The 25,766-nt window shown below is 61.7% G+C and carries 25 protein-coding genes; 22 read left to right on the top strand and 3 right to left on the bottom strand.

What is annotated here, in order from left to right; genetic code table 11:
- Window positions 1–61: 61 nt before the first annotated feature.
- Window positions 62–748, bottom strand: a complete 687-nt coding sequence (locus AC1Z32_RS13300) for a response regulator transcription factor (protein ID WP_008352418.1) — start codon at window positions 746–748, stop codon at window positions 62–64.
- A 172-nt stretch (window positions 749–920) separates the two neighbouring features.
- Here AC1Z32_RS13300 and AC1Z32_RS13295 point away from each other — a divergent pair, with 172 nt between their 5' ends.
- Together AC1Z32_RS13295 and AC1Z32_RS13290 are read left to right on the top strand one after the other, a co-directional pair.
- Window positions 921–1,151, top strand: a complete 231-nt coding sequence (locus tag AC1Z32_RS13295; RefSeq protein WP_483479107.1) for a DUF3717 domain-containing protein — start codon at window positions 921–923, stop codon at window positions 1,149–1,151.
- Window positions 1,152–1,400: 249 nt separating this feature from the next.
- Window positions 1,401–1,904, top strand: a complete 504-nt coding sequence (locus AC1Z32_RS13290; protein WP_483479106.1) for an Lrp/AsnC family transcriptional regulator — start codon at window positions 1,401–1,403, stop codon at window positions 1,902–1,904.
- Here AC1Z32_RS13290 and AC1Z32_RS13285 read toward each other — a convergent pair.
- Window positions 1,862–2,392 (bottom strand): class IV adenylate cyclase, encoded by a 531-nt coding sequence (locus AC1Z32_RS13285; RefSeq protein ID WP_483479105.1) that lies wholly within the window; start codon window positions 2,390–2,392, stop codon window positions 1,862–1,864. The two genes, AC1Z32_RS13290 and AC1Z32_RS13285, sit on opposite strands and share 43 nt — an antisense overlap.
- A 108-nt stretch (window positions 2,393–2,500) precedes the next feature.
- The gene (locus tag AC1Z32_RS13280) at window positions 2,501–3,403 is read right to left on the bottom strand and encodes a LysR family transcriptional regulator (RefSeq protein ID WP_483479104.1); all 903 of its coding nucleotides are present in this window, start codon (window positions 3,401–3,403) and stop codon (window positions 2,501–2,503) included.
- Between the two features lie 133 nt (window positions 3,404–3,536).
- Here AC1Z32_RS13280 and AC1Z32_RS13275 point away from each other — a divergent pair, with 133 nt between their 5' ends.
- The 20 genes from AC1Z32_RS13275 (at window position 3,537) to AC1Z32_RS13180 (ending at window position 25,764) form a co-directional block, all read left to right on the top strand.
- Window positions 3,537–5,213 (top strand): GMC family oxidoreductase, encoded by a 1,677-nt coding sequence (locus AC1Z32_RS13275; protein WP_483479103.1) that lies wholly within the window; start codon window positions 3,537–3,539, stop codon window positions 5,211–5,213.
- 369 nt (window positions 5,214–5,582) lie between these two features.
- Window positions 5,583–6,362 carry an ABC transporter ATP-binding protein gene (locus AC1Z32_RS13270; RefSeq protein WP_483479102.1) on the top strand — a complete coding sequence of 260 codons (780 nt, stop codon included), beginning with the start codon at window positions 5,583–5,585 and terminating at the stop codon, window positions 6,360–6,362.
- Window positions 6,359–7,120 carry an ABC transporter ATP-binding protein gene (locus AC1Z32_RS13265; RefSeq protein ID WP_483479101.1) on the top strand — a complete coding sequence of 254 codons (762 nt, stop codon included), beginning with the start codon at window positions 6,359–6,361 and terminating at the stop codon, window positions 7,118–7,120. Before AC1Z32_RS13270 ends, AC1Z32_RS13265 begins: the two co-directional genes overlap by 4 nt.
- A gap of 75 nt (window positions 7,121–7,195) precedes the next feature.
- Entirely contained in the window at window positions 7,196–8,416 is a 1,221-nt protein-coding gene (locus tag AC1Z32_RS13260) for an ABC transporter substrate-binding protein (RefSeq protein ID WP_483479100.1), read from the top strand.
- Between the two features lie 105 nt (window positions 8,417–8,521).
- Window positions 8,522–9,406, top strand: a complete 885-nt coding sequence (locus tag AC1Z32_RS13255) for a branched-chain amino acid ABC transporter permease (RefSeq protein WP_483479099.1) — start codon at window positions 8,522–8,524, stop codon at window positions 9,404–9,406.
- Window positions 9,406–10,377 (top strand): branched-chain amino acid ABC transporter permease, encoded by a 972-nt coding sequence (locus AC1Z32_RS13250; RefSeq protein WP_483481620.1) that lies wholly within the window; start codon window positions 9,406–9,408, stop codon window positions 10,375–10,377. Before AC1Z32_RS13255 ends, AC1Z32_RS13250 begins: the two co-directional genes overlap by 1 nt.
- A gap of 520 nt (window positions 10,378–10,897) precedes the next feature.
- Window positions 10,898–12,064 (top strand): ABC transporter substrate-binding protein, encoded by a 1,167-nt coding sequence (locus AC1Z32_RS13245; protein WP_483479098.1) that lies wholly within the window; start codon window positions 10,898–10,900, stop codon window positions 12,062–12,064.
- A gap of 280 nt (window positions 12,065–12,344) precedes the next feature.
- The gene (locus tag AC1Z32_RS13240; protein WP_483479097.1) at window positions 12,345–13,517 is read left to right on the top strand and encodes an ABC transporter substrate-binding protein; all 1,173 of its coding nucleotides are present in this window, start codon (window positions 12,345–12,347) and stop codon (window positions 13,515–13,517) included.
- 147 nt (window positions 13,518–13,664) lie between these two features.
- Complete coding sequence (locus AC1Z32_RS13235; protein ID WP_483479096.1) at window positions 13,665–14,720, top strand: branched-chain amino acid ABC transporter permease; 1,056 nt, start codon at window positions 13,665–13,667, stop codon at window positions 14,718–14,720.
- Window positions 14,721–14,724: 4 nt separating this feature from the next.
- Window positions 14,725–16,509, top strand: coding sequence for a branched-chain amino acid ABC transporter ATP-binding protein/permease (locus AC1Z32_RS13230; protein ID WP_483479095.1), 1,785 nt, complete (start codon window positions 14,725–14,727; stop codon window positions 16,507–16,509).
- Complete coding sequence (locus tag AC1Z32_RS13225) at window positions 16,509–17,276, top strand: ABC transporter ATP-binding protein (protein WP_483481619.1); 768 nt, start codon at window positions 16,509–16,511, stop codon at window positions 17,274–17,276. The genes AC1Z32_RS13230 and AC1Z32_RS13225 overlap by 1 nt, the downstream gene beginning before the upstream one ends.
- 158 nt (window positions 17,277–17,434) lie before the next feature.
- On the top strand, window positions 17,435–19,399 hold the full coding sequence (gene mnmG, locus AC1Z32_RS13220) for a tRNA uridine-5-carboxymethylaminomethyl(34) synthesis enzyme MnmG (RefSeq protein ID WP_483479094.1): 1,965 nt from the start codon (window positions 17,435–17,437) through the stop codon (window positions 19,397–19,399).
- Window positions 19,396–20,061 carry a 16S rRNA (guanine(527)-N(7))-methyltransferase RsmG gene (rsmG, locus tag AC1Z32_RS13215; protein WP_483479093.1) on the top strand — a complete coding sequence of 222 codons (666 nt, stop codon included), beginning with the start codon at window positions 19,396–19,398 and terminating at the stop codon, window positions 20,059–20,061. Before mnmG ends, rsmG begins: the two co-directional genes overlap by 4 nt.
- 77 nt (window positions 20,062–20,138) lie before the next feature.
- A complete protein-coding gene (locus AC1Z32_RS13210) occupies window positions 20,139–20,918 on the top strand; it encodes a ParA family protein (RefSeq protein ID WP_483479092.1) in 780 nt (259 codons plus the stop codon).
- A gap of 45 nt (window positions 20,919–20,963) precedes the next feature.
- Entirely contained in the window at window positions 20,964–21,866 is a 903-nt protein-coding gene (locus tag AC1Z32_RS13205; RefSeq protein WP_483479091.1) for a ParB/RepB/Spo0J family partition protein, read from the top strand.
- A gap of 12 nt (window positions 21,867–21,878) precedes the next feature.
- Window positions 21,879–23,015 (top strand): SLC13 family permease, encoded by a 1,137-nt coding sequence (locus AC1Z32_RS13200; protein WP_483479090.1) that lies wholly within the window; start codon window positions 21,879–21,881, stop codon window positions 23,013–23,015.
- Between the two features lie 223 nt (window positions 23,016–23,238).
- The gene (locus AC1Z32_RS13195; RefSeq protein WP_062601597.1) at window positions 23,239–23,772 is read left to right on the top strand and encodes an ATP synthase subunit I; all 534 of its coding nucleotides are present in this window, start codon (window positions 23,239–23,241) and stop codon (window positions 23,770–23,772) included.
- A 176-nt stretch (window positions 23,773–23,948) separates the two neighbouring features.
- Window positions 23,949–24,800: a F0F1 ATP synthase subunit A gene (gene atpB / locus AC1Z32_RS13190; RefSeq protein WP_483479089.1), complete on the top strand. Its 852-nt coding sequence runs from the start codon at window positions 23,949–23,951 to the stop codon at window positions 24,798–24,800.
- Between the two features lie 89 nt (window positions 24,801–24,889).
- Window positions 24,890–25,159 carry a F0F1 ATP synthase subunit C gene (atpE, locus tag AC1Z32_RS13185; protein WP_007180033.1) on the top strand — a complete coding sequence of 90 codons (270 nt, stop codon included), beginning with the start codon at window positions 24,890–24,892 and terminating at the stop codon, window positions 25,157–25,159.
- Between the two features lie 134 nt (window positions 25,160–25,293).
- Window positions 25,294–25,764, top strand: a complete 471-nt coding sequence (locus tag AC1Z32_RS13180) for a F0F1 ATP synthase subunit B (protein ID WP_483479088.1) — start codon at window positions 25,294–25,296, stop codon at window positions 25,762–25,764.
- Window positions 25,765–25,766: the final 2 nt, after the last annotated feature.

Here is a 25,766-nt window from a genome sequence, read left to right as displayed (position 1 = left end):
GCGAAACGCTGATCGCCCGCGCGGCGGGTGGGAAATCGCAAGGCGGTCTACGGCAGAAGCATTACGCCGCTTGCCGGATCTCCTGAAGCAGATAGCCGAACCCGCGAACCGTCACGATTTCCACGCGCGTGTTCTCGAGTTTCTTGCGTACGCGATGCACATACACTTCGATGGCCGTATCGCCGAGATCGCCGCCGAAGTGCGTCAGATGATCCTGCAACTGCGCCTTGCTCACGACGCGGCCGTGGCGCAGCAGCAGCATTTCGAGCACCGCGAATTCGCGCGGCGACAGTTCGAGCGGACGCTCGTCGTTGAAGATGCGGCGATCCACGCCCGACAGGCGCAGTCCGCCCAATGACACTTCCGGACGCGGCACGTCACCGTGCGGGCCGCTGCGGCGCATGACGGCGCGGATGCGCGCCTCGAGCTCCTGCGGCTCGAAGGGCTTCAGCATGTAGTCGTCGGCGCCGCTGTTCAGGCCTTGCACGCGGTCGTGCAGTTCGTCGCGCGCGGTGAGAATGATCACCGGCGTGTGGCGGTTGCCTTGGCGAAAGCGCGAGAGCAGCGTCATGCCGTCGATGCCCGGCAGGCCGAGATCGAGAATGACGAGTTCATGGCGGTTCTGCGCAAGCGCCTGCTCGGCGAAGATGCCGTCGTGCACCATGTCGACTGTGAAGCCGGATTGTTCGAGGCTGCTTTGAATGCCGCGCGCGATGGGGCGGTCATCTTCGATCAGAAGGATTCGCATGGAGTCGCTCAAGTACAATGGGTTGAGCTCGAGCGGGCGGGGCGGTCGGTGACATGCACGACGAAGCGGCGCGGGCTCGAGCCGGTTTAAAACTCACATCTCATGCGGCGTTGCGCGGCCGTTTTCCTCAGAGCCGCGAGGGGCCGTACATCGAATGTATTTCTGCCCGGACATGGCTGTCATCTCGATCAACGAACTCGAAGCCGCCATCAACTACTGGCGCGGCCGCTCCCCTTCGAGCGGCGACGAACTCAGCCTCTGCAAGGAGGCGAGTGCGTTGTCCAGGCCCTATGCGCTGCTGATTGTACAGCGTCAGTCAAGCCTGCCGTCCGAGCAACTGGACGACGAGGCGCGCGCCGCATGGGAAGCTTACGAGCGCTTCAACAATGGCATTCGGGACTGAAAGTTATCTGACACCCAAGCTTTCTTTTCGCTGTTCGAATGCTTCCAATTGTTCCGGATTCCGGCAATTCCACGCGATTCCCCCCTTTTCGCAGTGTCATGGTTGGTAACACACGCGTTACCTTGTTTGCTTCGGTAATCAATTAGTAATATAGGCGTGAAACGGCCCTTTTGCGCGAAGGGTTTGTGAGCACGGCAGCCTCGATGCGATAAAGTCGCACTCATCATCGCTCGCGCGCATATCCGCCTCATGCTCGAACTCGATCATTTCGACCTCGCCCTGCTCGACGTGCTTCAGCGCTTCGGACGCGCCACGCATCAGCAATTGGGCGAGCAGGTGCCACTCTCGCCGTCGCAGATCGGGCGGCGCTTGCAGCGGCTCGAAGCGACCGGTGTCATCGAAGGGTATCGGGTAGTCTTGCGGCCGGAGAAGCTGGGTCTCGGCGTGACGGCGTTCACGAGCCTGAAACTGAAGCATCACGGGGATTCGGTCATCGAGCAGTTTCAGCAGCAGATCGAGATGCTGCCCGAAGTGCTCGAATGCCACGCAACAGTGGGCGACGCGGACTATCTGCTGCGCATCGTCGCGCCGGACCTGAATGCGCTCTCGGGTTTCGTGATGAAGAAGCTGATGCGCGTGCCGGGCGTCGATAGCGTGCGCTCGAACATCGTGCTGACGACGTTCAAGCGCAACGGTCCGCTACCGCTTTCTCATCTCACCGACGACGCCTCGGGACTCAGCAAATCCACGTAAGCGAGCGGCACGAGGTCGGTCTGCGCGACGCCGAGACGCGCGAACATCGCGTGCGCTTCTTCTTCGCCGCCGGCTTCGTCGTCATCCTGGGCGAGCACCACTTCCAGTTCGATGAAATCGCCGAGGCCGTCCACGCGATCCAGATGGATCCGCGTGCGCCCGACGAGATACACATGCCGCTCCTTCGAAACGATGCCGCGCGTGGTGAGCGCTTGCGCGAGCAGCGCGTGCATCGCTTCCGGATTCGTGACCGGGCTGCGGGTGTAGTACGAGACTTTCGGGCCGTCGCGATCGTCGCGCTGGTAGAAGATCAGCTCGGACGGCGTGCCGTCGTCGAACTGGCGCAGCTTGAGGCGTCCGGCCGGCACATCGTAGAAGAAGTCTTGCTGGCGAAACACCAGCGGCGCGTCGGTGGCGAGCTCGGCCGCGCGCTCGCGCAGTTGCTCGAATTGATGCGCGCGCGCCTTGATCTCGATGTTGCGTGCCATGAAGACTCCTCGAACGTACTCAGTTGGATGGATCAGCGAACGCTCAGACTAGCAAAGAATCGATGAAGCTCGCTTGAACGAACTCGCGCGCGGCGTCGGGATTTCCACTTAGACGGACCATTGCGCGTCGATCAGTCGCAGCGCGGCCGCGATCGCCGGCTCATCGCGGCGCTCCGCGAGCGTGACGAACGAAAGCTGCGTCGGCACGGTGACGCCTTCGACGATCGTCAGCGCGTGCGCGTGCGCCTGCGCGAGCGCAATCGAATCCCGCGCGAGCGAAAGACCCACACCCGATTTCACGAGATCGAGCATCGACGGTTCCTGATCCACTTCCGCGACGATCACCGGCATCGCGCCCGCTTCGCGGAAGATGCGCGACAGAAGGCGGTTGTGCGCGGACTCGGGCGGCGTCCAGATCCACGGCAGTTTGGCGAGCGCGGCCCAGTTGCGCTTGCCCTTGTTCACGCGGTTGTGCCAGCCGGCGGGCGCGAGCACGCGATAGATGAACGGCGTGAGCCTGACGACGTGAAAGCGCTCGCCTTCGCGCGTGCCGTCGATGACCGGATCGCCGATGTAATAGCCGACGTCCAGTTCGCGCGCCTTCACGCGCTCCAGCACCCAACCGGACATGCCGTGCCGCAAAGACGTCTCGATCCGTGGATGCGTTTCCACCAGTTGCCGCAGGAAGCCGCCGAGGCGCAGAAATTCCGGGTCGAGGATCGTGCCGATGCGCAGCGTGCCGCTTACTTCGTGACGCAGCGCAGCAGCGGCGCGTTGTACATCGGCGGCGGCGGCGAGCGCGCGTTCGGCGTGTGGCAAGAGCGCTTCGCCGTCGCGCGTGAGCAGCAGGCCATGCGACGTGCGCGAAAACAGCACCACGCCGAGCATCTCCTGCAGGTTCTTGATCTGCAAGCTGACGGCCGGCTGCGTGAGATGCAATCGCGCCGCGGCACGCGTCAGATTGCCTTCGCGTGCGACGGTGAGAAAAGCGCGCAAGAGGGTGTAGTCCATCGGCTGATATTAGCGCGTCTTATATCGCTGTTGAACATATCTCATTGGATTCGGCGTCGTGTCCGGCAGTACGCTCGGGTTATCAGACGAAGCACGATGCCGCGGCGCAATCGAGCCGGCACAGGAGACAACGATGAAACAGGACGCGCGCAAGCTCGAAGGCGAATTCGACTACATCATCGTCGGCGCGGGCACGGCAGGCTGCGTGCTCGCGAATCGCCTCACCGAAGATCCCGACGTGAATGTGCTGCTGCTCGAAGCGGGCGGCAAGGATGACTATCACTGGATTCACATTCCGGTCGGCTATCTGTATTGCATCGGCAATCCGCGCACGGACTGGCTCTATAAGACGCAAGCGGAGCCGGGGCTCAACGGGCGCACGCTGTCGTATCCGCGCGGACGTGTGCTCGGCGGATGCTCGTCGATCAACGGCATGATCTACATGCGCGGCCAGCGCGAAGATTACGACGACTGGGCGCATATCAGCGGCGATCCGAACTGGTCCTGGGATTCCGTGCTGCCTGTCTTCATGCGCAGCGAGGACCATCACGGCGGCGGTAATCAATGGCATGGCGCGGGCGGCGAATGGCGCGTCGAGAAGCAGCGCCTGAAGTGGAAGATTCTCGAAACCTTCGCGCAAGCCGCGCAGCAAAGCGGCATTCCCGCGACCGATGACTTCAATCGCGGCGACAACACCGGCGTCGGTTACTTCGAAGTCAATCAGCGCGGCGGCATACGCTGGAACGCGGCGAAAGCCTTTTTGCGCGAAGCGATGAAGCGCCCCAATCTCACGACGATCACCGGCGCGCACACACAAAGGCTCGTATTCGAAGGCACGCGCTGCGTCGGCGTGGAGTATCGCGGCGGCGATGTCGAGTACATCGCGCGTGCGCGTTGCGAAGTCGTTCTCAGCGCGGGCGCGGTGAATTCGCCGCAGATCCTGGAGTTGTCGGGCATCGGCAATGGTGCGCGTCTGCAGCGTCTGGGCATCGATGTCGTGAAGAGTCTTGGCGGCGTCGGCGAAAATCTGCAGGACCACTTGCAATTGCGCATGGCCTATAAGGTCAGCGGCGTGCGCACGCTCAATACATTGTCGGCGCATTGGTGGGGCAAGCTTTTCATCGGCATGCAATACGCGCTGATGCGAAGCGGCCCGATGTCGATGGCGCCCTCGCAGCTCGGCGCGTTCGCGAAGTCCAATCCCGACGATGCATCGATCACGCGCTCCGATGTCGAGTATCACGTTCAGCCCTTGTCGCTCGAACGATTCGGCGAGCCATTGCATCCATTCAACGCGTTCACGGCATCGGTATGCAACCTGCGTCCGACATCGCGCGGCAGCGTGCATATCGAATCGCCGGATGCGCATGCGGCGCCGCTCATCGCGCCGAACTATCTGTCGACGGACCGCGATCGCGAAGTCGCCGCGAATTCGCTGCGTCTCACGCGGCGCATCGTCAGCGCGCCCGCAATGGCGCAATACGCGCCCGAGGAAATTCTTCCCGGCATCCAGTTCCAGACGCAGGAAGAACTGGTCGAGGCCGCGGGCAAGGTCGGCACGACGATCTTCCATCCTGTGGGCACATGCCGGATGGGCACGGACAACGATCCGGGCGCGGTCGTCGATAGCCGCTTGCGCGTGATCGGCGTGCGGGGCTTGCGCGTGGTCGATGCATCGGTGATGCCGACGATCACATCGGGCAACACCAACTCGCCCACGCTCATGATCGCCGAGCGCGCGAGCGACATGATTCGCGAAGACAGGCGCGGTATCGAAACGCAGGAAGTGATCGCGACCGCGCTTGCATGACAAAGAGGTGACGCGCGCACTTCTTATGTCGGGATGACGCGTACATGGCGCGCGCATGACGCTGCGATGCAATGCTTATATGCACGGAGAATAAGCACTCTCCATGCCCCGGTTGCGTGCATCCTCAAGGCTCCAAGCAATTCGTTAGTTAGTGCAAATCCCAATGATTGCGCTGCATCATTGGCGCGACAATGGCCCCGGATCAAGTGATGCTCGGCATATCGCGTGCACACTTTGTGCGGGCGCAACAGCGATGCACGAAGCGAAGCAGTACCGGAATGGAGACAACGTCCGGTGCTCGCGGAAAGAAAAAATAAGGCGCAGGTGAACGGGGTTTTGCCCAGCGCCTCACTTCGCATGGAAGGGGACATGATTCTCGGCGACACCATTCTGGAAACGCGAGGGCTCACAAAGGAATTCAAAGGCTTCACGGCCGTGAATGGCGTGAACCTGCGCGTTCGCCGCGGTTCGATCCATGCGCTGATCGGACCCAACGGCGCAGGCAAGACCACCTGCTTCAACCTGCTCACGAAGTTTCTGGAACCCTCTGCGGGCCAGATCGTTTTCAACGGCACGGACATCACGCGGGAGCGCCCGGCGCATATCGCGCGGCGCGGCATCATCCGCTCGTTTCAGATTTCCGCCGTGTTTCCGCACCTGACGGTCTTGCAGAACGTGCGCATCGGCTTGCAGCGGCAACTGGGCACGTCGTTTCATTTCTGGCGCAGCGAGCGCTCGCTCGATGCACTCAACGACCGCGCGATGGATCTGCTCACGCAAGTCGGCCTCACCGATTTCGCCGATACCAAGACCGTCGAGCTTTCGTACGGCCGCAAGCGTGCGCTCGAGATCGCGACCACGCTTTCGATGGAGCCCGAGCTCATGCTCCTCGACGAGCCGACACAAGGCATGGGTCACGAGGACGTCGATCGCGTGACGGCGCTCATCAAGAAAGTGTCGGCGGGCCGCACCATCCTGATGGTCGAGCACAACATGAACGTGATCGCGGGCATCTCCGACACCATCACCGTGCTTCAGCGCGGCGAAGTGCTCGCCGAAGGCAGCTACGCGGAAGTGTCGAAGAATCCGCTCGTGATGGAAGCCTACATGGGCAGCGCCGATGCGGCGCTCACCGGAGCGCATGCATGAGTACGATCGTGGAAGAGCGCCGCTCGCGCGAGGCGAACGGCGCGGCGGGCAATGTTCCCGCGCTGGAAATTTCGGGCCTGCAGGCGTGGTACGGGGAATCCCACATTCTGCACGGCGTGGATCTCAAGGTGAGTCGCGGCGAAGTCGTCACGCTGCTCGGCCGCAACGGGGCGGGCCGCACGACGACGCTGCGCGCCATCATGGGTTTGACGGGACGGCGCACGGGCTCGATTCGCGTCGCGGGAACCGAAACCATCGGCCTCGCCACGCACAGGATCGCGCATTACGGGGTCGGCTATTGTCCGGAAGAGCGCGGCATTTTTTCGAGCTTGTCCTGCGAGGAAAACCTCCTGTTGCCGCCGCTCATCGGCAACGCCAAAGAGGCGATGTCGCTCGACGAGATCTACTCGATGTTCCCGAACCTGAAGGAACGCCGCGCAAGCCAGGGCACCCGTCTCTCGGGCGGCGAACAGCAGATGCTGGCCGTGGCGCGCATTTTGCGCACCGGCGCCAATCTGCTTCTGCTCGATGAAATTTCGGAAGGGCTTGCGCCGGTCATCGTGCAGACACTCGCGCGCATGATCCTGATGCTGAAATCGCGCGGCTACACGATCGTCATGGTCGAGCAGAATTTTCGTTTCGCGGCGCCGCTCGCGGACCGCTTCTACGTGATGGAGCACGGCAACATCGTCGAGCATTTCGGCGCGGGGGAACTCGAAGCGAAGATGCCGGTGCTGCACGAACTGCTCGGAGTCTGAGCGGCGCGTGGCACGGCAGGTTGAGAAGGGCAACACCAGTAATACCGCATCAAATCAAAACTCATGGAGACTGGAATGAAAAAGAAGACCCTCGCGCGCCTCTCTACTCTGTGCTTTGCGGCTGCGGCGGCGAGTGTGGCGGTGATGAGCAGCAGTGCATATGCCGCCGACGGCAACAGCGTGAAGATCGGTTTCGTCACGGATCTTTCGGGCCTGTATGCCGACATCGACGGACCGGGCGGCCTCGAAGCCATTCGCATGGCGATCGCCGATTTCGGCGGCAAGGTGAACGGCAAGCCAATCGAGCTCGTCTATGCGGACCACCAGAACAAGGCCGATATCGCTGCATCGCGCGCGCGTGAATGGATCGACCGCGATGGCGTGAACGTGATCATCGGCGGCACGAACTCGGCGACGGCGCTGTCCACCGCGCAGGTCGCGGCGGAGAAGAAGACGCCGTACATCAACATCGGCGCGGGCGCGGACAACCTGACCAACGAGCAATGCTCGCCCTACACCGTCCACTACGCATACGACACGATGGCGCTCGCGAAAGGCACCGGTTCCGCGGTGACGAAGCAGGGCGGCAAATCGTGGTACTTCCTGACGGCGGACTACGCATTCGGCAAGGCGCTGGAAAAGAACACGGCTGACGTGGTGAAGGCAAACGGCGGCCAGGTGCTCGGCGAAGTGCGCCATCCGCTGTCGGCGTCGGACTTCTCGTCGTTCCTGTTGCAGGCGCAGGGATCGAAGGCGCAGGTGCTCGGCCTCGCGAACGCGGGCGGCGACACGATCAACGCGATCAAGGCCGCGAAGGAATTCGGCATCAACAAGTCGATGAAGATCGCCGCGCTGCTCATCTTCATCAACGATATCCACAGCCTCGGGCTCGAGACGACGCAAGGCCTCGTCGCGACGGACAGCTGGTACTGGAACAAGGACGAGAACACGCGCAAGTGGTCGCAGCGCTACTTCGGCAAGATGAAGAAGATGCCGTCGAGCCTGCAGGCCGCGGACTACTCCGCTGTCATGACGTACCTGAACGCGGTGAAGGCGGCGGGCACGACCGACAGCGACAAGGTCATGGCGCAGCTTCGCAAGACGAAGGTCGACGACTTCTACGCGAAGGGCTATATCCGCGAAGACGGCTCGATGATCCACGACATGTACCTGATGGAAGTGAAGAAGCCGTCGGAATCGAAGGAGCCGTGGGACTACTACAAGATCACCGCGACGATTCCGGGCGATCAGGCGTTCGGCACGAAGGCAGAGTCGCGCTGCAAGCTCTGGAAGTAAGCGTCCGGTAATGCCTCATGGGGCAATAACGCGTTCGCGCGGCGGCGGCCGAAGAAGGCCGCTCGCCGACGCACCCGCGTCAACACGTTTCTGACGGCAGGTTCAATGGAAATATTCGGCATCCCCCTCGCCGCAATGATGAGCCAGCTGCTGCTCGGGCTGGTGAACGGCTCGTTCTACGCGATCCTGAGCCTCGGGCTCGCGGTGATCTTCGGCCTGCTCAACGTCATCAATTTCGCGCACGGCGCGCTCTTCATGCTGGGCGCGATGCTCGCGTGGATGGGCTACTCATATCTCAGCGTGCCCTATTGGGCGATGCTCTTGCTCGCGCCGATCGTCGTCGGGCTGTTCGGCGTGGTCATCGAGCGCTCGATGCTGCGCTGGCTCTACAAGCTCGATCATCTCTATGGGCTCTTGCTCACCTTCGGCCTCACGCTCGTGATCGAAGGCGTGTTCCGCTCCATCTACGGATCGTCGGGCCAGCCTTATGACGTGCCTTCGCTGCTCTCCGGCGCGACCAATCTCGGCTTCATGTTCCTGCCGAACTATCGCGCTTGGGTGGTCGTGGCGTCGCTCGCGGTGTGCTTCGCGACGTGGTTCGTGATCGAGAAGACGCGCATCGGCGCTTATCTGCGCGCGGGCACGGAGAACCCGAAGCTCGTCGAGGCCTTCGGCATCAACGTGCCGATGATGATCACGCTCACGTACGGCTTCGGTGTGGCGCTGGCGGCGTTCGCGGGCGTGCTCGCGGCGCCGGTCATTCAGGTGTCGCCGCTGATGGGCCAGTCGATGATCATCACCGTGTTCGCGGTCGTCGTGATCGGCGGCATGGGCTCGATCATGGGCTCGATTCTCACGGGCCTGCTGCTCGGCGTGATCGAAGGCTTCACGCGCGTGTTCTATCCGGAAGCGTCCGCGACGGTCGTCTTCGTCATCATGGCGATCGTATTGATGATTCGCCCGGCAGGACTCTTCGGCAAGGAAAAATGATGCAGAGAAAAGCGCTCTACACGCTGTTGCTGATCGGGCTGATCGCGGCGCCGTTCGTCGGCGTGTATCCGGTGTTCATGATGAAGGTGCTGTGCTTCGCGCTCTTCGCGGCCGCGTTCAACCTGCTGATCGGCTATACGGGGCTGCTTTCGTTCGGGCACGCGATGTTCCTCTCGACCGCCGGCTATGTCACGGGCTACGCCATTCAGACGCTCAATTTCACGCCGGAGCTCGGCGTGATCGCGGGCACCGCCGCGGCGACGCTGCTCGGCCTCGTCGCCGGGCTGCTCGCGATTCGGCGCCAGGGCATCTACTTCGCAATGGTCACGCTCGCGCTCGCGCAGATGGTGTACTTCGTGTTCCTGCAGGCGCCCTTCACGCACGGCGAGGACGGTCTGCAAGGCGTGCCGCGCGGCAAGCTCTTCAACATCGTCGATCTGGGCAGCGACATCACGCTCTATTACGTCGTGCTCGTCGTGATGCTGCTCGCGTTCGCGCTGATCGTGCGCATCGTGCATTCGCCGTTCGGGCAAGTGCTGATCGCGATCAAGGAGAACGAGCCGCGCGCGATCTCGCTCGGCTATGACACGTCGCGCTACAAGCTGCTCGCGTTCGTGCTTTCGGCGGGTCTCGCGGGTTTCGCGGGTTCGTTGAAGACGGTCGTGCTCGGCTTCGAAACGCTCGGCGACGCCTACTGGACGATGTCCGGCCTCGTCGTCCTGATGACGCTCGTCGGCGGCATGAGCACGATGTTCGGGCCGCTGCTCGGCGCCGCGATCATCGTCGCGCTGGAAGACAGGCTCGGCGACATTGGCAGCGGCATCGCGCGGCTGACGGGCGTGTCGTGGTTCAACTCGCTCGGTGAATCGGTGACGATCGTGACCGGCCTCATCTTCATCGCGTGCGTGCTGGCATTCCGTCGCGGGATCGTCGGGGAGATCGTCGCGCGGGTTCGTCCGCTGCAGAGTTGAAGCGATTTAGTTTGAAATACGAACGAATCGGGCATTTGCGAGATGCGCGCTGTATTGCAAGAAATACGCCCCGTTGAGGTGCTTTTCTGCACCACTAGGGTAAATGCTAGGTTGTCGCGCAGTGTTGCGTTCTTTAACATGCGTCCTAGTTCTGTTGCACCCAGATTTTTTGAGGTGGAGAACGAGGAGACATGAGGCACAAAGTGCCCGACCGAAAGCGCTGTTGGATGAGTCCAACAGCGCTTTTTTATTTGCCCGTCGATAATACGAATAAATCCCGCGCGGCATTTTGAGCGGGGTTTTCCCGAGGGTTTCGCCACTCGCGCGGCGACGATGCCAAGGCATTGAAAAACAACGCCAAAACGCGCCGGAAACCCTTCAAAAAGCTTGCTGCGCGGCACTTTCGTCCGCTAAACTGCATTTCCCGACCCGTTGGTCGGCGATTTCAGGCGGGCGCGAATCACGGGCTTATTCGCAAGCAGTTCTTTACGCAGAAACACGATTTACGGGGCGCAAATCAATGAAGTTGGCTTTACGCGGCAAGACGGTCGCAATGGCCGTCGCGGCATTATCGGCGGTATTCAGCAATCAGGTTTTGGCGGACGTGAAAATCGGCGTGACGGTCTCGGCAACGGGTCCGGCGGCGTCGCTCGGCATTCCGGAAAAGAACACCATCGCACTGTTGCCCAAGGAAGTCGCCGGGCAAAAGGTGGAATATATCGTCCTCGACGACGCCACCGATTCCACCCAGGCCGTGAAAAACGCGCGCAAGCTGACGAGCGAAGATCACGTCGATGCGCTCGTCGGTTCGACGGTCGTGCCCAATTCGCTCGCGATGACCGACATCGCCGCCGAAACGCACACGCCGATGATCTCGATGGCCGCGGCCGCGAGCATCGTCGAGCCAATGGACGCGAAAAAGGCGTGGGTCTTCAAGACGCCGCAGAACGACATCCTGATGGCCACCGCGATCGCGCAGCACATGGCGAATCATGGCGTGAAGACGGTGGCGTTCATCGGCTTCAGTGATGCCTATGGCGAGAGCTGGTTCAAGGAGTTCTCGAAAGCCGCCGATCTCGCGAAGCTGAAGGTCGTCGCCAATGAGCGCTTCGCGCGCAACGACGCATCGGTGACGGGCCAGGTGCTCAAGATGATGTCGCAGAACGCGGACGCGGTGCTGATCGCGGGGGCGGGCACGCCGGCCGCGCTGCCGCAGAAGACGCTCAAGGAGCGCGGCTACAAGGGCAAGATCTATCAGACGCACGGCGTCGCCAATAACGACTTCCTGCGCGTGTGCGGCAAGGATTGCGAAGGCACGTTCCTGCCGGCGGGTCCGTTGCTCGTCGCGGAGCAGCTGCCCGACAGCAATCCCGTGAAGCAGGCCGCACTCACTTACAAGAAGGCGTATGAAGGCGCGTACGGCGCGGGCTCGGTGTCGACCTTCGGCGGTCACGCGTGGGACGCGGGCCTCATCCTGCAGCGCGCGATTCCCGTCGCGTTGAAGAAAGGCCAGCCCGGCACGCCGGCGTTCCGCGAAGCATTGCGCGCGGCTATCGAAGAGACGAAGAATCTGCCCGCATCGCACGGCATCTTCAACATGAGCCCCAATGACCACTCCGGACTGGACCAGCGCGCACGCGTGATGGTGGAGATCGTCGGCGGCAAGTGGAAGCTCTCGGGCAACTGACGGAATCGCATATGAATTAATTCGAAGAACAAAGGCGCGTTAGCAACACAACGCGCCTTTTTTTCTGTGTCGTGCAGTGAGAAGCCGCAGCGGAAGGAGAGGGCGCAAAAGCCTCGCCCGCGGCGGCGCAACGGTCAGGGAAAACCAGCCTTGGCACGCAGTAGCGCGGTAAATAGATTGGGGCGGCTCTTTGGTTAGCCCAAGGCAGCGGCATCGATAACAACTCGCAGCAGCGCACCGCAGGGGTGCGTGAACAGCAAGTCGCGTTTGGAGACAAGCAATGAAAACGAAGAAGGCATGGATCAGGACGAGCATCGCGCTCGCCATCGCGGGCAGCGCGCTCATGGGTGCGGGCGCGGCGTTCGCGCAAGTGAAGATCGGCGTGACGCTCTCGGCGACGGGGCCGGCGGCATCGCTCGGGATTCCCGAGAAAAATACCGTCGCGTTGTTGCCGAAGGAGATCGGCGGGAAGTCGGTCGAATGGATCGTGCTCGATGACGGTTCGGACACGAGCCGCGCCGTGCAGAACACGCGCAAGCTGATCGACGAAGATCACGTCGATGCGATCGTCGGCTCCACCGTGACGCCGAACTCGCTCGCGATGATCGACCCGGCCGCCGCCGGCAAGACGCCGATGATTTCCATGGCTGCGTCGGCCGCGATCATCTCGCCGATGGACGCGAAGAAGGCGTGGGTCTTCAAGACGCCGCAGAACGATGCCTTGATGGCCGATGCGATCGCGAGCTACATGGAGAAGCACGGCGTAAAGACGGTGGGCTTCATCGGCTTCGCGGATGCGTACGGCGACGGCTGGTACAACGTCTTCAACACGGCGGCGAATGCGCACAAGCTGAAGATCGTCACGAACGAGCGCTATAACCGCACGGACACGTCCGTGACGGGCCAGGTGCTGAAGACGATGGGCGCAAACCCGGATGCGGTGCTGATCGCGGGCGCGGGCACGCCGTCGGCGCTGCCGGCGAAGGCGCTGAAGGAGCGCGGCTACAAGGGCAAGGTCTACCAGACGCATGGCGTCGCGAACAACGACTTCCTGCGCGTGTGCGGCAAGGATTGCGAAGGCGAGATTCTGCCCGCCGGTCCGGTGCTCGTGACCGAGCAATTGCCCGAGAGCAATCCGGTGAAGAAGTCGTCTGCGGCCTACAAGGACGCGTATGAGAAGGCGTACGGCGCGGGTTCGCTCTCGACGTTCGGCGGTCATGCATGGGACGCCGGCCAGATGCTTCAGCGCGCGATTCCCGAGGCGCTCAAGAAAGGCCAGCCGGGCACGCCGGAGTTCCGTGAAGCGCTGCGCGCCGCGCTGGAAAACCTGAAGGATCTGCCCGTTTCGCACGGCATCATGAACACGACGCCGACCGATCACAACGGCTTCGACAATCGCGCTCGCGTGATGGTGCAGATCGTCGATGGCAAGTGGAAGTTGCTGAACGACTGAGCCTGACAGGACGCGCTTCATTGCGCGTTCTTGCTGCTTATTTTCAAGATGAACGGGCGGCGCACCGGCAACGGCGCGCCGCTTTGACCATGTTCCGGCGGGCGTTGTTCAGTCGGCCTGTTTCACAAGAAGCTCCGAAGAGGAAGTATGGACTTATCGATTGCGGCGATCCTCGCGCAGGACGGGATCACCACGGGTGCGATCTACGCGCTACTCGCGCTCGCCCTGGTGCTCGTGTTCTCCGTGACACGCGTCATTTTCATTCCGCAGGGCGAGTTCGTCGCGTACGGCGCGCTCACACTGGCCGCGCTGCAAACGCAGAAGCTGCCCGCGACCTGCTATCTGCTCATCGCGATGGGTGTGGGCTGCTTCGTCGCCGAAGTGGCGGGCATCGTACGGCATCCTGCGCGATATCACCAGGTCGGGCGCCTGCTTGCGGTGCTGGCGGGCAAGTATGTGTTGTTTCCCGTCGCCGTCTGGGCGCTCACGCAGGCGGTCTTCGCACAGACGCTGCCGATGGTCGCGCAGATCGCGCTGACGCTCCTTATCGTCGTGCCGATGGGACCGTTCGTCTATCGGCTCGCGTATGAGCCGATCGCGGAGGCGAGCACGCTGCTGCTGCTGATCGTGGCGGTGGCGGTGCACTTCGCGATGGTCGGTCTCGGGCTCGTCATGTTCGGCGCGGAAGGCTCGCGCACGACCGCCTTCTCGGACGCCACGTTCAATCTCGGCAGCGTGTCGATCTCGGGGCAGAGCCTGTGGGTCGTCGGCACGGCGGTCGTGCTGATCGTCGCGCTGTACTTCTATTTCGACCGCTCCATCTCCGGCAAGGCGTTGCGCGCGACCTCGGTGAACCGGCTGGGCGCGCGTCTCGTCGGCATTGGCACGACGCAGGCGGGGCGCCTCGCGTTCACGCTCGCGGCGGGCCTCGGCGCGCTGTGCGGCGTGCTCGTCGCGCCGATCACGACGATCTACTACGACTCGGGCTTCCTGATCGGCCTGAAGGGCTTCGTGGGCGCAATCGTCGGCGGTCTGGTGAGCTATCCGCTCGCGGCGGCGGGATCGCTGCTGGTGGGCCTGCTGGAATCGTATTCGTCGTTCTGGGCGAGCGCGTACAAGGAGGTGATCGTTTTCACATTGATTATTCCGGTCCTGCTGTGGCGAAGCCTGGCGAGCCCGCATTCGGATGAGGACGAGGAGTAAGCCGATGAAATTCCTGCATCGATATCGATTTTTCTGGGTTTTCCTGCTCGTCGTCTTTGCGCTGCCGATCCTGCCGAGGCCGGTCGCTGTGCCCGAGTACTGGATCACGCTGCTGAACTACATCGGCCTCTATTCGATCGTCGCCATCGGGCTCGTGCTGCTGACGGGCATCGGCGGGATGACGAGCTTCGGGCAAGCCGCGTTCGTCGGCGTAGGCGCCTATGCGACGGCCTTCCTGACGACGCGCTACGGCGTCTCGCCGTGGCTCGCGCTGATCGCGGGCGTCGTGCTGACGGCGTTCATCGCGCTGCTGCTCGGGCTTATCACGATGCGTCTTTCCGGGCACTTTCTGCCGCTCGGGACGATTGCGTGGGGGCTTTCGCTGTTCTATCTGTTCGGCAACATGGAGCTGCTCGGCAAGTACGACGGCATCAACGGGATTCCCGTGCTCAGTCTGTTCGGCTGGGAGCTCGAATCGGGCCGAAGCATCTACTACCTGATCTGGGTCGTAGTGCTGCTCGCAGTCATTTCTGTTCAAAATTTGCTTAATAGCCGCCCGGGGCGCGCGATTCGCGCGCTGCGCGGTGGCGGCACGATGGCCGAAGCGATGGGGGTCAACACCGCGTGGATGCGCGTCGTGATCTTCATCTATGCGGCGGTTCTGGCCGCCATTTCGGGCTTCCTGTACGCGCATTTGCAGCGGGCGGTGAACCCGACGCCGTTCGGGCTGAACCACGGCATCGAGTTCCTGTTCATGGCGGTGGTCGGCGGCATCTCGCACGTGTGGGGTGCGATTCTCGGCGCGACGATCCTCACCGTTCTTCAGGACTATCTGCAGACGCTGCTGCCCAAGCTGCTCGGCGCGAACGGCAATTTTGAGATCATCGTCTTCGGCGTGGTGATGGTGCTGCTCCTGCAATATGCGCGGCAGGGCGTCTGGCCGTTCGTCGCGCGCATCTTCCCGCGCGGCCCGCGCGCCCACGTGCCTGATCATCGCGATCCGTTGCCGCAGCGCAGCAAACCGCAGGTCGGCGAGCAGTTGTTGGTTGTCGATAAGGCGCGCAAGCAGTTCGGCGGACTGGTCGCCGTCAACGACGTGAGCTTCGAGGTAAAGGCGGGCGAGATCATCGGTTTGATCGGACCGAACGGCGCAGGCAAATCGACGACCTTCAACCTCGTGACTGGCGTGCTGCAGGCCACGAGCGGCGCGATCAGTTTCCATGGCGAGCGCATCGAGAAGCTGACTTCGCGTGAGATCGTGAAGCGGGGCATCGGACGGACGTTTCAGCACGTCAAGATGCTTCCGGGGATGACGGTGCTCGAAAACGTTGCGATCGGCGCGCATTTGCGTGGCAATACGGGCGTATGGCGCAGCATCGCGCGGCTGAACGCGCCGGAAGAGGCACGGCTCATGTCTGAGGCTGCGAAGCAGATCGCGCGCGTGGGGCTGGAAAAGCATACCTACAGCGAAGCGGGCAGTCTCGCGCTGGGTCAGCAGCGGATTCTCGAAATCGCACGCGCGCTGTGCTGCGATCCGACTCTGCTGCTGTTGGACGAACCCGCCGCCGGTCTGCGCTATCAGGAAAAGCTGCAACTCGCCGATTTGCTGCGAAAACTTCGCGCGGAAGGAATGAGCATTCTGTTGGTCGAGCACGATATGGACTTCGTGATGAACCTCACGGATCGGCTGGTCGTGATGGAATTTGGCACGAAGATCGCGGAAGGACTGCCAACGGACGTGCAGAAGGATCCTGCGGTGCTCGAAGCGTATCTGGGCGGGGTGGAATGATGGCGAAGGAATCGAACGCAGTGGGCAACCCGATTTTGCAGGTGGAAGGTTTGTCCGTCCGATACGGCAAAGTCGAAGCGTTACACGATGGCAAGCTGACAGTCGGAGCAGGGCAGATCGTTTCTGTGATTGGGCCGAACGGCGCGGGAAAGTCGACGCTGCTCAACGCGATCATGGGCGCTCTACCCCAAACGGGTCACGCAAAGGGCTCCGTGCGCTATCTCGGCGAGGATGTTTCCGCATTGGCGATCGAGCGCCGTGTTTCACGTGGAATGTGCCTCGTGCCGGAAAAGCGAGAGCTCTTCGCGACGATGGCGGTGGAAGACAACCTCGTGCTCGGCGCGTATCGGCGTAAGCGGGCCGGCGAGCGAAACTATCTCGATCAACTCGACCACGTGTTCGCGTTATTTCCGCGTCTGAAGGAGCGTCGGAAACAGGCGGCAGGGACGTTGTCGGGCGGTGAGCGGCAGATGCTAGCCGTTGGTCGCGCGCTGATGGGCAAGCCACAACTGCTCATGCTGGACGAACCCAGTCTCGGGCTCGCGCCGCTGATCGTGAAGGAGATTTTTCACATCATCAGCGCGCTTCGTCAGACGGGCGTCGCGACGCTTCTGATCGAACAGAATGCGCGCGCGGCGCTCCAGATCTCGGACTACGGGTACGTACTCGAGACCGGTGAATTCGCGCTTGAAGGCAACGCTGACGCGCTTCAGCACAACCCGCAAGTTATCGAAACGTACTTGGGGCTGACGAAGAAGACGGCCTAAACCCGGCGTTTTCAGCATTTTGAGATGGCGTGTTTCACGTGAAACACGCCATTTTTTTCGCCATAGGCCGGTCGGCCGAATTCGGGGCGACGAAGAAGCCGTTATAATTCAAAGCTATTCTCTCTTCAGGTTCGTGTCGTTCGCACACGAGATCTCCAATGCTTTATCCCACAGAATTTGATGTGATCGTCGTCGGTGGCGGTCACGCGGGCACTGAGGCCGCGCTCGCCTCGGCGCGCATGGGCTGCAAAACACTGCTTTTGACCCACAACATCGAGACGCTGGGACAGATGAGCTGCAATCCGTCAATCGGCGGCATTGGCAAAGGCCATCTCGTCAAGGAAGTCGACGCGCTCGGCGGCGCAATGGCTGCCGCAACGGACGAATCAGGCATTCAGTTCCGGATCCTCAACTCGTCGAAGGGTCCCGCTGTACGCGCGACGCGTGCGCAGGCTGACCGTCTGTTGTACAAGCAGGCGATTCGTCATCGGCTCGAAAATCAACCGAATTTGTGGCTGTTCCAACAGGCCGTCGACGATTTAATGGTGGAAGGCGATCGCGTCGTTGGCGCGGTGACGCAGGTTGGCTTGCAATTCCGGTCTCGCGCCGTGGTGCTGACAGCCGGTACCTTCCTGGATGGCAAGATCCACGTTGGCCTGAATAACTATGTCGGCGGACGGGCGGGCGATCCGGCTGCGGTGTCGCTGTCCGCGCGTCTGAAGGAGCTGAAGCTGCCGCAGGGGCGCCTCAAGACGGGGACGCCGCCTCGCATCGACGGCCGTACGATCGATTTCTCGAAGCTGGAAGAACAACCGGGCGATCTCGACCCGGTTCCGGTGTTCTCTTTCCTTGGGCGCGTGGAGCAGCATCCGCGTCAGATGCCGTGCTGGGTCACGCATACGAACGTCCAGACGCACGATATCATCCGCTCCGGTCTGGACCGGTCGCCCATGTACACGGGCGTTATCGAGGGTGTCGGCCCGCGCTACTGCCCGTCGATCGAGGACAAAATCCATCGTTTCGCGTCGAAGGAAGCGCATCAGATCTTCCTTGAGCCGGAAGGGCTGACCACCAATGAGTTCTATCCGAACGGAATCTCGACGAGTCTCCCGTTCGACGTGCAGTTGAACCTTGTGCGCTCGATGCGTGGCCTCGAGCACGCGCATATTCTGCGTCCGGGCTATGCAATCGAGTACGACTACTTCGACCCGCGCGCGTTGAAGGCGTCGCTGGAAACGAAAGCCATCAACGGTCTCTTTTTCGCGGGCCAAATCAACGGTACGACCGGATACGAAGAAGCAGCCGCGCAGGGATTGCTGGCGGGAATCAACGCAGGCTTGAAGGTTCAAGGAAAGGAACCGTGGTCGCCGCGTCGCGATCAAGCTTATCTGGGCGTCTTGGTGGATGATCTCGTCACACGCGGCGTCTCCGAGCCGTACCGGATGTTCACGAGCCGTGCGGAATATCGTCTCTCGCTGCGGGAAGATAACGCCGATATGCGTCTGACTGAGATCGGCCGCGAAATTGGCGTCGTGGACGACGTCCGCTGGGACGCGTTCAGCCGTAAGCGCGACGCTGTTTCACGTGAAACACAGCGGCTTCGTTCGACGTGGGTGAATCCGAAGACGCTTCCTGCGGAGGAGGCGACCGCCTTGCTGGGCAAGCCGATCGACCACGAATACAGCCTCGCCGATCTTCTGCGGCGTCCTGGTGTTTCGTACGACGGAATCTGTGCTCTGCGCGAAGGCGCTTGCGGCCCCGAAGCGGCCCTCGCCGAAGACCCGGTGCTGCTCGCTCAGATCAAGGAGCAGATCGAGATCGGTGTGAAGTATCAGGGTTACATCGACCGGCAAGCGGACGAAATCGTTCGAAATGGCGCGCAGGAAAACACGCGTTTGCCGGAAGGCATCGACTACAACGAAGTCCGTGGTTTGTCCTTCGAAGCGCGTCAGAAGCTTATTCAGCATCGCCCGGAGACCATTGGTCAGGCTTCGCGTATCTCCGGTATCACACCCGCCGCGATTTCGCTTCTGATGGTGCATTTGAAGCGGGGCATCGGCCGTCGTGGCCGCAATTCGGCGGGCGATGATTCGACAGCCGATAACACGACGGCGGTTCAATGACGGAGCGCAATTTATCTCTGGCGACGACGCTCGAAACGGGCGTCGCCGAACTCGGCCTTGCGCTGTCGTCATCGCAAACGCAGAAATTGCTCGATTACGTTGCGCTGCTCGGCAAGTGGAACTCCGTCTACAACCTGACGGCGATTCGCGACCCGCAGCAGATGGTGATTCAACACATCCTGGATTCGCTTGCGATCGTGCCGGCCGTGTCCGCACGTAAACCGCGAGCGGCGCTGGATGTGGGCTCCGGAGGCGGGCTGCCTGGCATCGTCCTGGCCATCGCGCTGCCGGAATTGCGAGTCACGTTGAACGATATCGTTCACAAGAAAACCGCATTTCAGTCGCAAGCTAAAGTGCAGTTGGGTCTGAACAATCTGTCGGTCGTGACCGGCCGCGTCGAAAGTTTACGTCCGGGCATCGAAGTGCCGGAAAAATTCGATGTAATCGTGTCGCGCGCATTCGCAGAACTCTCCGATTTCGTTACACTTTCGCGTCATCTGGTTGCCGACGATGGACGGATCCTGGCGATGAAAGGCGTCAAGCCCGATGCCGAAGCCGCGCGCTTGCCGTCGGGCGCCGTGGTACTCGGCGTCGAGCGCCTGAAGGTTCCTATGCTCGACGCGGAGCGGCATCTCGTCGAAATTGCGGTCGAGCCAGCATGACGGTCCGCCGCACGGTTTCCATTCGGCATTCCAGGCACGCTGATCTTCTGACAGCGAAAAAACGAGGACACTAAACGATGGCAAAAATCTTCTGCGTCGCAAATCAGAAGGGCGGCGTTGGAAAGACCACGACCGCGGTCAATCTCGCGGCGAGCCTCGCCGGGCTCGGGCAACGCGTACTGCTGATCGACCTGGACCCGCAGGGCAATGCCACGATGGGCAGCGGCATCGACAAAGCGGCGTGCGAAAACACGGTCTACGAGGTGCTCGTCGATGGCGTCACGCTGCGCGATGCCCGCACGCGTCCTTCGGCGGTCGGGTATGACGTGCTGCCGGCGAATCGCGAACTCGCGGGCGCCGAGGTCGAGCTCGTGGACATGGAAAATCGCGAGCGCATCCTGCGCGCCGCGATCGAGGATGTAGTCGATGACTATGACTTCGTGCTGATCGATTGCCCCCCGGCACTATCCCTGTTGACACTCAACGCGTTGTGCGCGGCGCATGGCGTCGTGATTCCAATGCAGTGCGAATACTTCGCGCTGGAAGGCTTGTCCGACCTCGTGAACACGATCAAGCAGGTTCACGCGAACCTCAATCGCGACCTGAAGGTCATCGGCCTGCTGCGCGTGATGTTCGATCCCCGGATCACGCTTCAGCAACAAGTGTCGGACCAGTTGAAGGAACACTTTGGCAGCAAGCTGTTCGACGTGGTGATCCCGCGCAACGTGCGCCTGGCGGAAGCGCCGAGTTACGGCTTGCCGGGCGTCGTGTTCGACAAGTCGTCGCGCGGTGCCCAGGCGTATATCCAGTTCGGCACGGAAATGATCGAGCGCGTTCGCGCGCTCAACGTCAACTAAGCCAACCCATTCGATGCGGCGAAGCACGCCGACGGAGGAACCGAAATGAGCGCTGTGATGAAAAAGAAGGGTTTGGGCAGAGGCCTGGACGCATTGCTCGGCGGCAGCGTCGATATTACGGAAGCCGTACGCGGCGAGGGCACGCCCTCGGTGTTGTCGCTCGACAAGTTGCAGGCCGGCAAATACCAGCCGCGTACTCGCATGGACGAGGGCGCGCTGCAGGAACTCGCTGCGAGCATCCGGGCGCAAGGCCTGATGCAGCCCATTCTCGTGCGCTCGGTCGGCGACGACCACTATGAAATCATCGCGGGCGAGCGGCGTTTCCGCGCCGCGCGTCTCGCCGGGCTCGATGAAGTGCCTGTCCTGGTGAAAAACGTGCCAGATCAGGCTGCCGCCGCGATGGCGCTGATCGAAAATATTCAGCGCGAGGATCTGAATCCGCTGGAAGAGGCGCAGGGCATCCAGCGTCTGCTCGACGAATTTCGCTTCACACATGAGCAGGCGGCCGAGTCGGTCGGTCGGTCGCGCAGTGCCGTTTCGAACCTGCTGCGTCTGCTGAATCTTGCGGCGCCCGTGCAAACGATGCTGCTCGCCGGCGATCTCGACATGGGCCACGCGCGCGCGTTGCTCGCGGTCGACGCCGCGACGCAAATCCAGCTCGCCAACCACGTGGTGAATCGCCGTTTGTCGGTGCGTGAAACGGAACGGCTTGTCGCGGCGACGACCAAGGAAGCGCCTGCGACAAAAGTACGCGCTGCAAACGACGGCGGGCGTGATACGCGCCGTCTCGAAGAAGAGCTGTCTGACCTGCTGTCCGCGAACGTGAAGATCAAACTTGGCGGGCGAGGGCGCGGCAAGGTGACGATCGATTTCGGCACGCTCGACTCGCTCGAAGGCATCCTGACGAAGCTGCGCGGGAGCATCGAAACGCCGGCTCCGGCTGCCTGATTCACGCGCATCTTGTCCGACTTCAACGTCAAGCGCACCCGTTCCGACTATCTCGCGCGCATCTGGGGAGCCGTCTCGAAAGAGCCGGTTCTCGCGATCCTCGTGTTCGCGCTGATCGTGCTGCAAATCGCGCATCCGCGCCCGTTGATTTCGCTGCCCGGTCTCGTCGACTGGCAGACGGTGCTCACGCTCGCCGGCCTCTTGATTCTGACCAAGGCGATCGAATTTTCAGGATTCCTGATGTGGGCGGCGCATCGGCTGGTGCATCACATTCACGGCGAACGGACGCTCGCACTGCTTCTCGTTGCATTGGCGGCGGGTCTGTCCACCGTGCTGACCAACGACGTCGCGCTCTTCGCGGTCGTGCCTCTCGCCTTGTCGCTGCACAAGCTCGCGCCATTGCCGCTCAAGCGGCTCGTCATCGTGATCGCGCTCGCGGTCAACGCCGGCTCGATCCTCACGCCGCTTGGCAATCCGCAGAACCTCTTCCTCTGGCAGACGAGCGGTGTCGGCTTCCCCGCGTTCGTGTGGGCGCTGCTGCCGCTGTGCGCGGCGTTGATGGCGCTGCTCGGCGTCGTCACTTTCGCGATGTTCCGCGCCGAGCCGCTCGATCTGTCCGGCGATATCGAAGAGCATCGTGTCGATCGCATTCTGTGCGGCGTGAGCGTGCTTGCGTTCGCGGTGTTCGTCGCAATGGCCGATGCGCATCACGCCGGCCCTGCGCTGGCCATACTCGCAACTGGCTTTCTGCTATGGCGACGCGAAGTCGTATTCAAGATCGACTGGCTGCTGCTGCTCATCTTCGTGCTGATGTTCATCGTGCTGCGCAGCGCGGCCGCATTGCCATCGATTCACGCGGCGATCGCACAACTCGGCGTGGGTACGCCTGTGCGCGCGTACGCGGCCGGTGCCGTGCTTTCGCAGGCGATCAGCAACGTGCCCGCGGCGATCGTTCTCGCGGAGTTCTCCAAGGATTGGCGCGCGCTCGCGTTTGGCGTGAGCGTCGGCGGCTTCGGCGTGGCGATCGGCTCGCTGGCGAATCTGATCGCCGTGCGCTTATCGGGCGAGAAGGGCATGTGGATGCCGTTCCACATCGTGTCGATACCGTTCTGGATCGTGGCAATCGTCATCGGTTGGGCGCTCGTTTGACGCTCACCGGCGGCTTGAGGATCGACTGAAAATCTCCTTGCAATTGCAAGAAAAATCTCGCTTTTGAGACCGATTTTTAAGGTTCGTCCGCTTGGCTTTTGACACACCTAAACTATTGAATCCGTGACAACAATCGCTTACAATCCCCCGGATTTATCAGCTAGGCCACCTCGAAAGCGCAGCGAAAGCGCAGGGTGATTTCCCCGGACTTTTGGTTGAAGGTTTGAAGACGGTGCGAGAGGAAAATCGAGCGCCGGACGCTCACGCAACCGGCGCAGCAAACGCCTCCGGAAATCAGCCGCGCAGTTCGTCTGGCGACTCGTGGGATGCCGAGGCGCAAGATAACAATATCGTTCCGCTCACGCGGGATCAGGCAGAGAAGCTGTTTGGCCCCGAAGTGAGTCGTCCATCGCGTGTCACGCCGTATCGGGTCGTGGCAGCGCAAATGGTTTTGTCCCTGGGTGCGACGCTGTTGTGGTGGCTGTTCTACAAGCCGCCGGGCGATGCTGCGCTGTCGGCCTTTCTGGGGGGAGCGATCTGCTGGGTGCCCAGCGCCTTGTTCGCTGCGCGCCTGAAAGCGAAGAGCGGCGCGGAGACGATCATGAGCTGGATGATCGGCGAAGCGCTCAAGATGGGAGCGACGATCGCGATGTTCGTGGCCGTCGCGTACTGGTACAAGAGCGCGTTGTGGCTGCCGTTGTTGGTCACGTACATCGTTGCTTTGAAGACTTACTGGGTTGCAATGGCGCTGCGGTGACGATTCTTGACGTCCCACGTAAGTGCCTGCAGCACGTATTGTAAGTAGCATCACATATGAACAGGTGCGGACCAGGTTCCGCACTCGGGCCTCTCGACCCGGAGCCGCAACGCGAAGCGGCGGCTCGGAGCGAGATGCGGCGAAAGATTTTTGACAATTTGGGTGGCTTTAACGATATGGCAGCTAGCGAAGGAACGCACGCTCTGGATCCGTCCGAGTACATTGCGCACCACTTACAGAATCTTTCCACGCATGCACAGACGTCGATCTTCGATATCCACGTCTGGAATCTCGACACGCTGTTCTGGTCGATCGTATGCGGCGTCGTGACCATCGTCATTCTCGGTCTTGCTGCACGCAAGGCGACGTCCGGTGTTCCCGGCCGTTTCCAGTGCGCCATCGAGATGCTGGTCGAAATGGTCGAAGACCAGTCGAAGTCGATGATCCACGGCAGCCGCCGCTTCATCGCCCCGCTCGCGCTGACCGTGTTCGTCTGGGTCGCCCTGATGAACGCGCTCGACTTCATCCCCGTGGATCTGCCGCCGCGCATCATCGGCTGGCTGGGTCTCGAGCATGCCCTGCCCCACCATCGCATCGTTCCGACGGCTGACCTCAACGGCACACTCGGCATCGCGTTGGGCGTGTTCGTCCTGATGATCTACTACAACTTCAAGATCAAGGGCGCAGGCGGCTTCGTGCATGAGCTGCTGTCCGCTCCGTTCGGCGCGCATCCGCTGCTGTGGATTCCGAACCTCGCGCTGAACATCATCGAGTTCGTCGCCAAGACGGTTTCGCTCGGCATGCGGCTTTTCGGCAACATGTACGCCGGCGAACTGCTGTTCCTGCTGATCGCGCTTCTCGGCAGCATGTGGACGTTCGGTGCGGACGCTTCGGTGCTCGGTTTCATCGGCCATGTCGTAGCCGGCACGGTTTGGGCGATCTTCCACATTCTGATCGTGCTGTTGCAGGCGTTCATTTTCATGATGCTGACGCTGGTGTACATCGGCCAGGCGCATGACTCACACTGACGCGTTGCGGCACGTTCCGGAATCGTTCAGGTTTTAGGTTTTTCGTTTTTATAAATCCAGTTCCAAAGTCTTTAATCAAAGGAGTGATCATGCAAGCTTTCATCGCCAACATCCAAGGTCTGACCGCCATCGGTATCGGCATCATCATCGGCCTGGGTGCAATCGGCGCCTGTATCGGTATCGGTCTGATGGGCGGCAAGTACATTGAAGCGTGCGCCCGCCAGCCGGAACTGATGAACCCGCTGCAGACCAAGATGTTCCTGCTGGCTGGTCTGATCGACGCGGCGTTCCTGATCGGCGTTGGTGTGGCAATGCTGTTTGCGTTCGCGAACCCGCTGCTCTCGAAGCTCGCAGGCTGAGGTTCCTCGGAAGTGTGCGTCTGACTTTTTAAAGACGCCAGAACGGAACGGGTGAGGCGCTGATCGAGCTCAACAAGCCGATGAGCGCCTTTTAACCGTTTCCCCTCCGATCAAGCAACGTTTAAGGAAACACCGTGAATCTCAACGCAACCCTGTTTGCGCAAATGGTCGTGTTTCTGATCCTCGCGTGGTTCACGATGAAGTTCGTGTGGCCGCCGTTGATCAACGCCCTCGACGAGCGCTCGAAGAAGATTGCCGACGGCCTCGCCGCCGCCGACAAGGGCAAAGCGGAACTCGAAGCAGCGCACAAGCGCGTCGACCAGGAGCTCGCACAAGCGCGCAACGACGGCCAGCAACGTATCGCCGACGCTGAAAAGCGTGCTGCCTCAGTCGCAGAAGAAATCAAGGCCAATGCTCAGGCCGAAGCCGCGCGCATTCTCGCGCAAGCCAAGGCTGACGCCGACCAGCAAATCGTGAAGGCGCGTGAATCGCTGCGTGCCGAAGTCGCGGCGCTGGCCGTCAAGGGCGCCGAGCAAATTCTGAAGCGCGAAGTCGATCAGAAGGCTCACGCCGATCTGCTGAATCAACTCAAAACCGAGCTCTGATC

The organism is Caballeronia sp. 11_S32 (assembly GCF_056930355.1).
The sequence above is the reverse complement of the archived record's forward strand: the minus strand, read 5'-3'. Positions and strand labels throughout refer to the sequence as shown.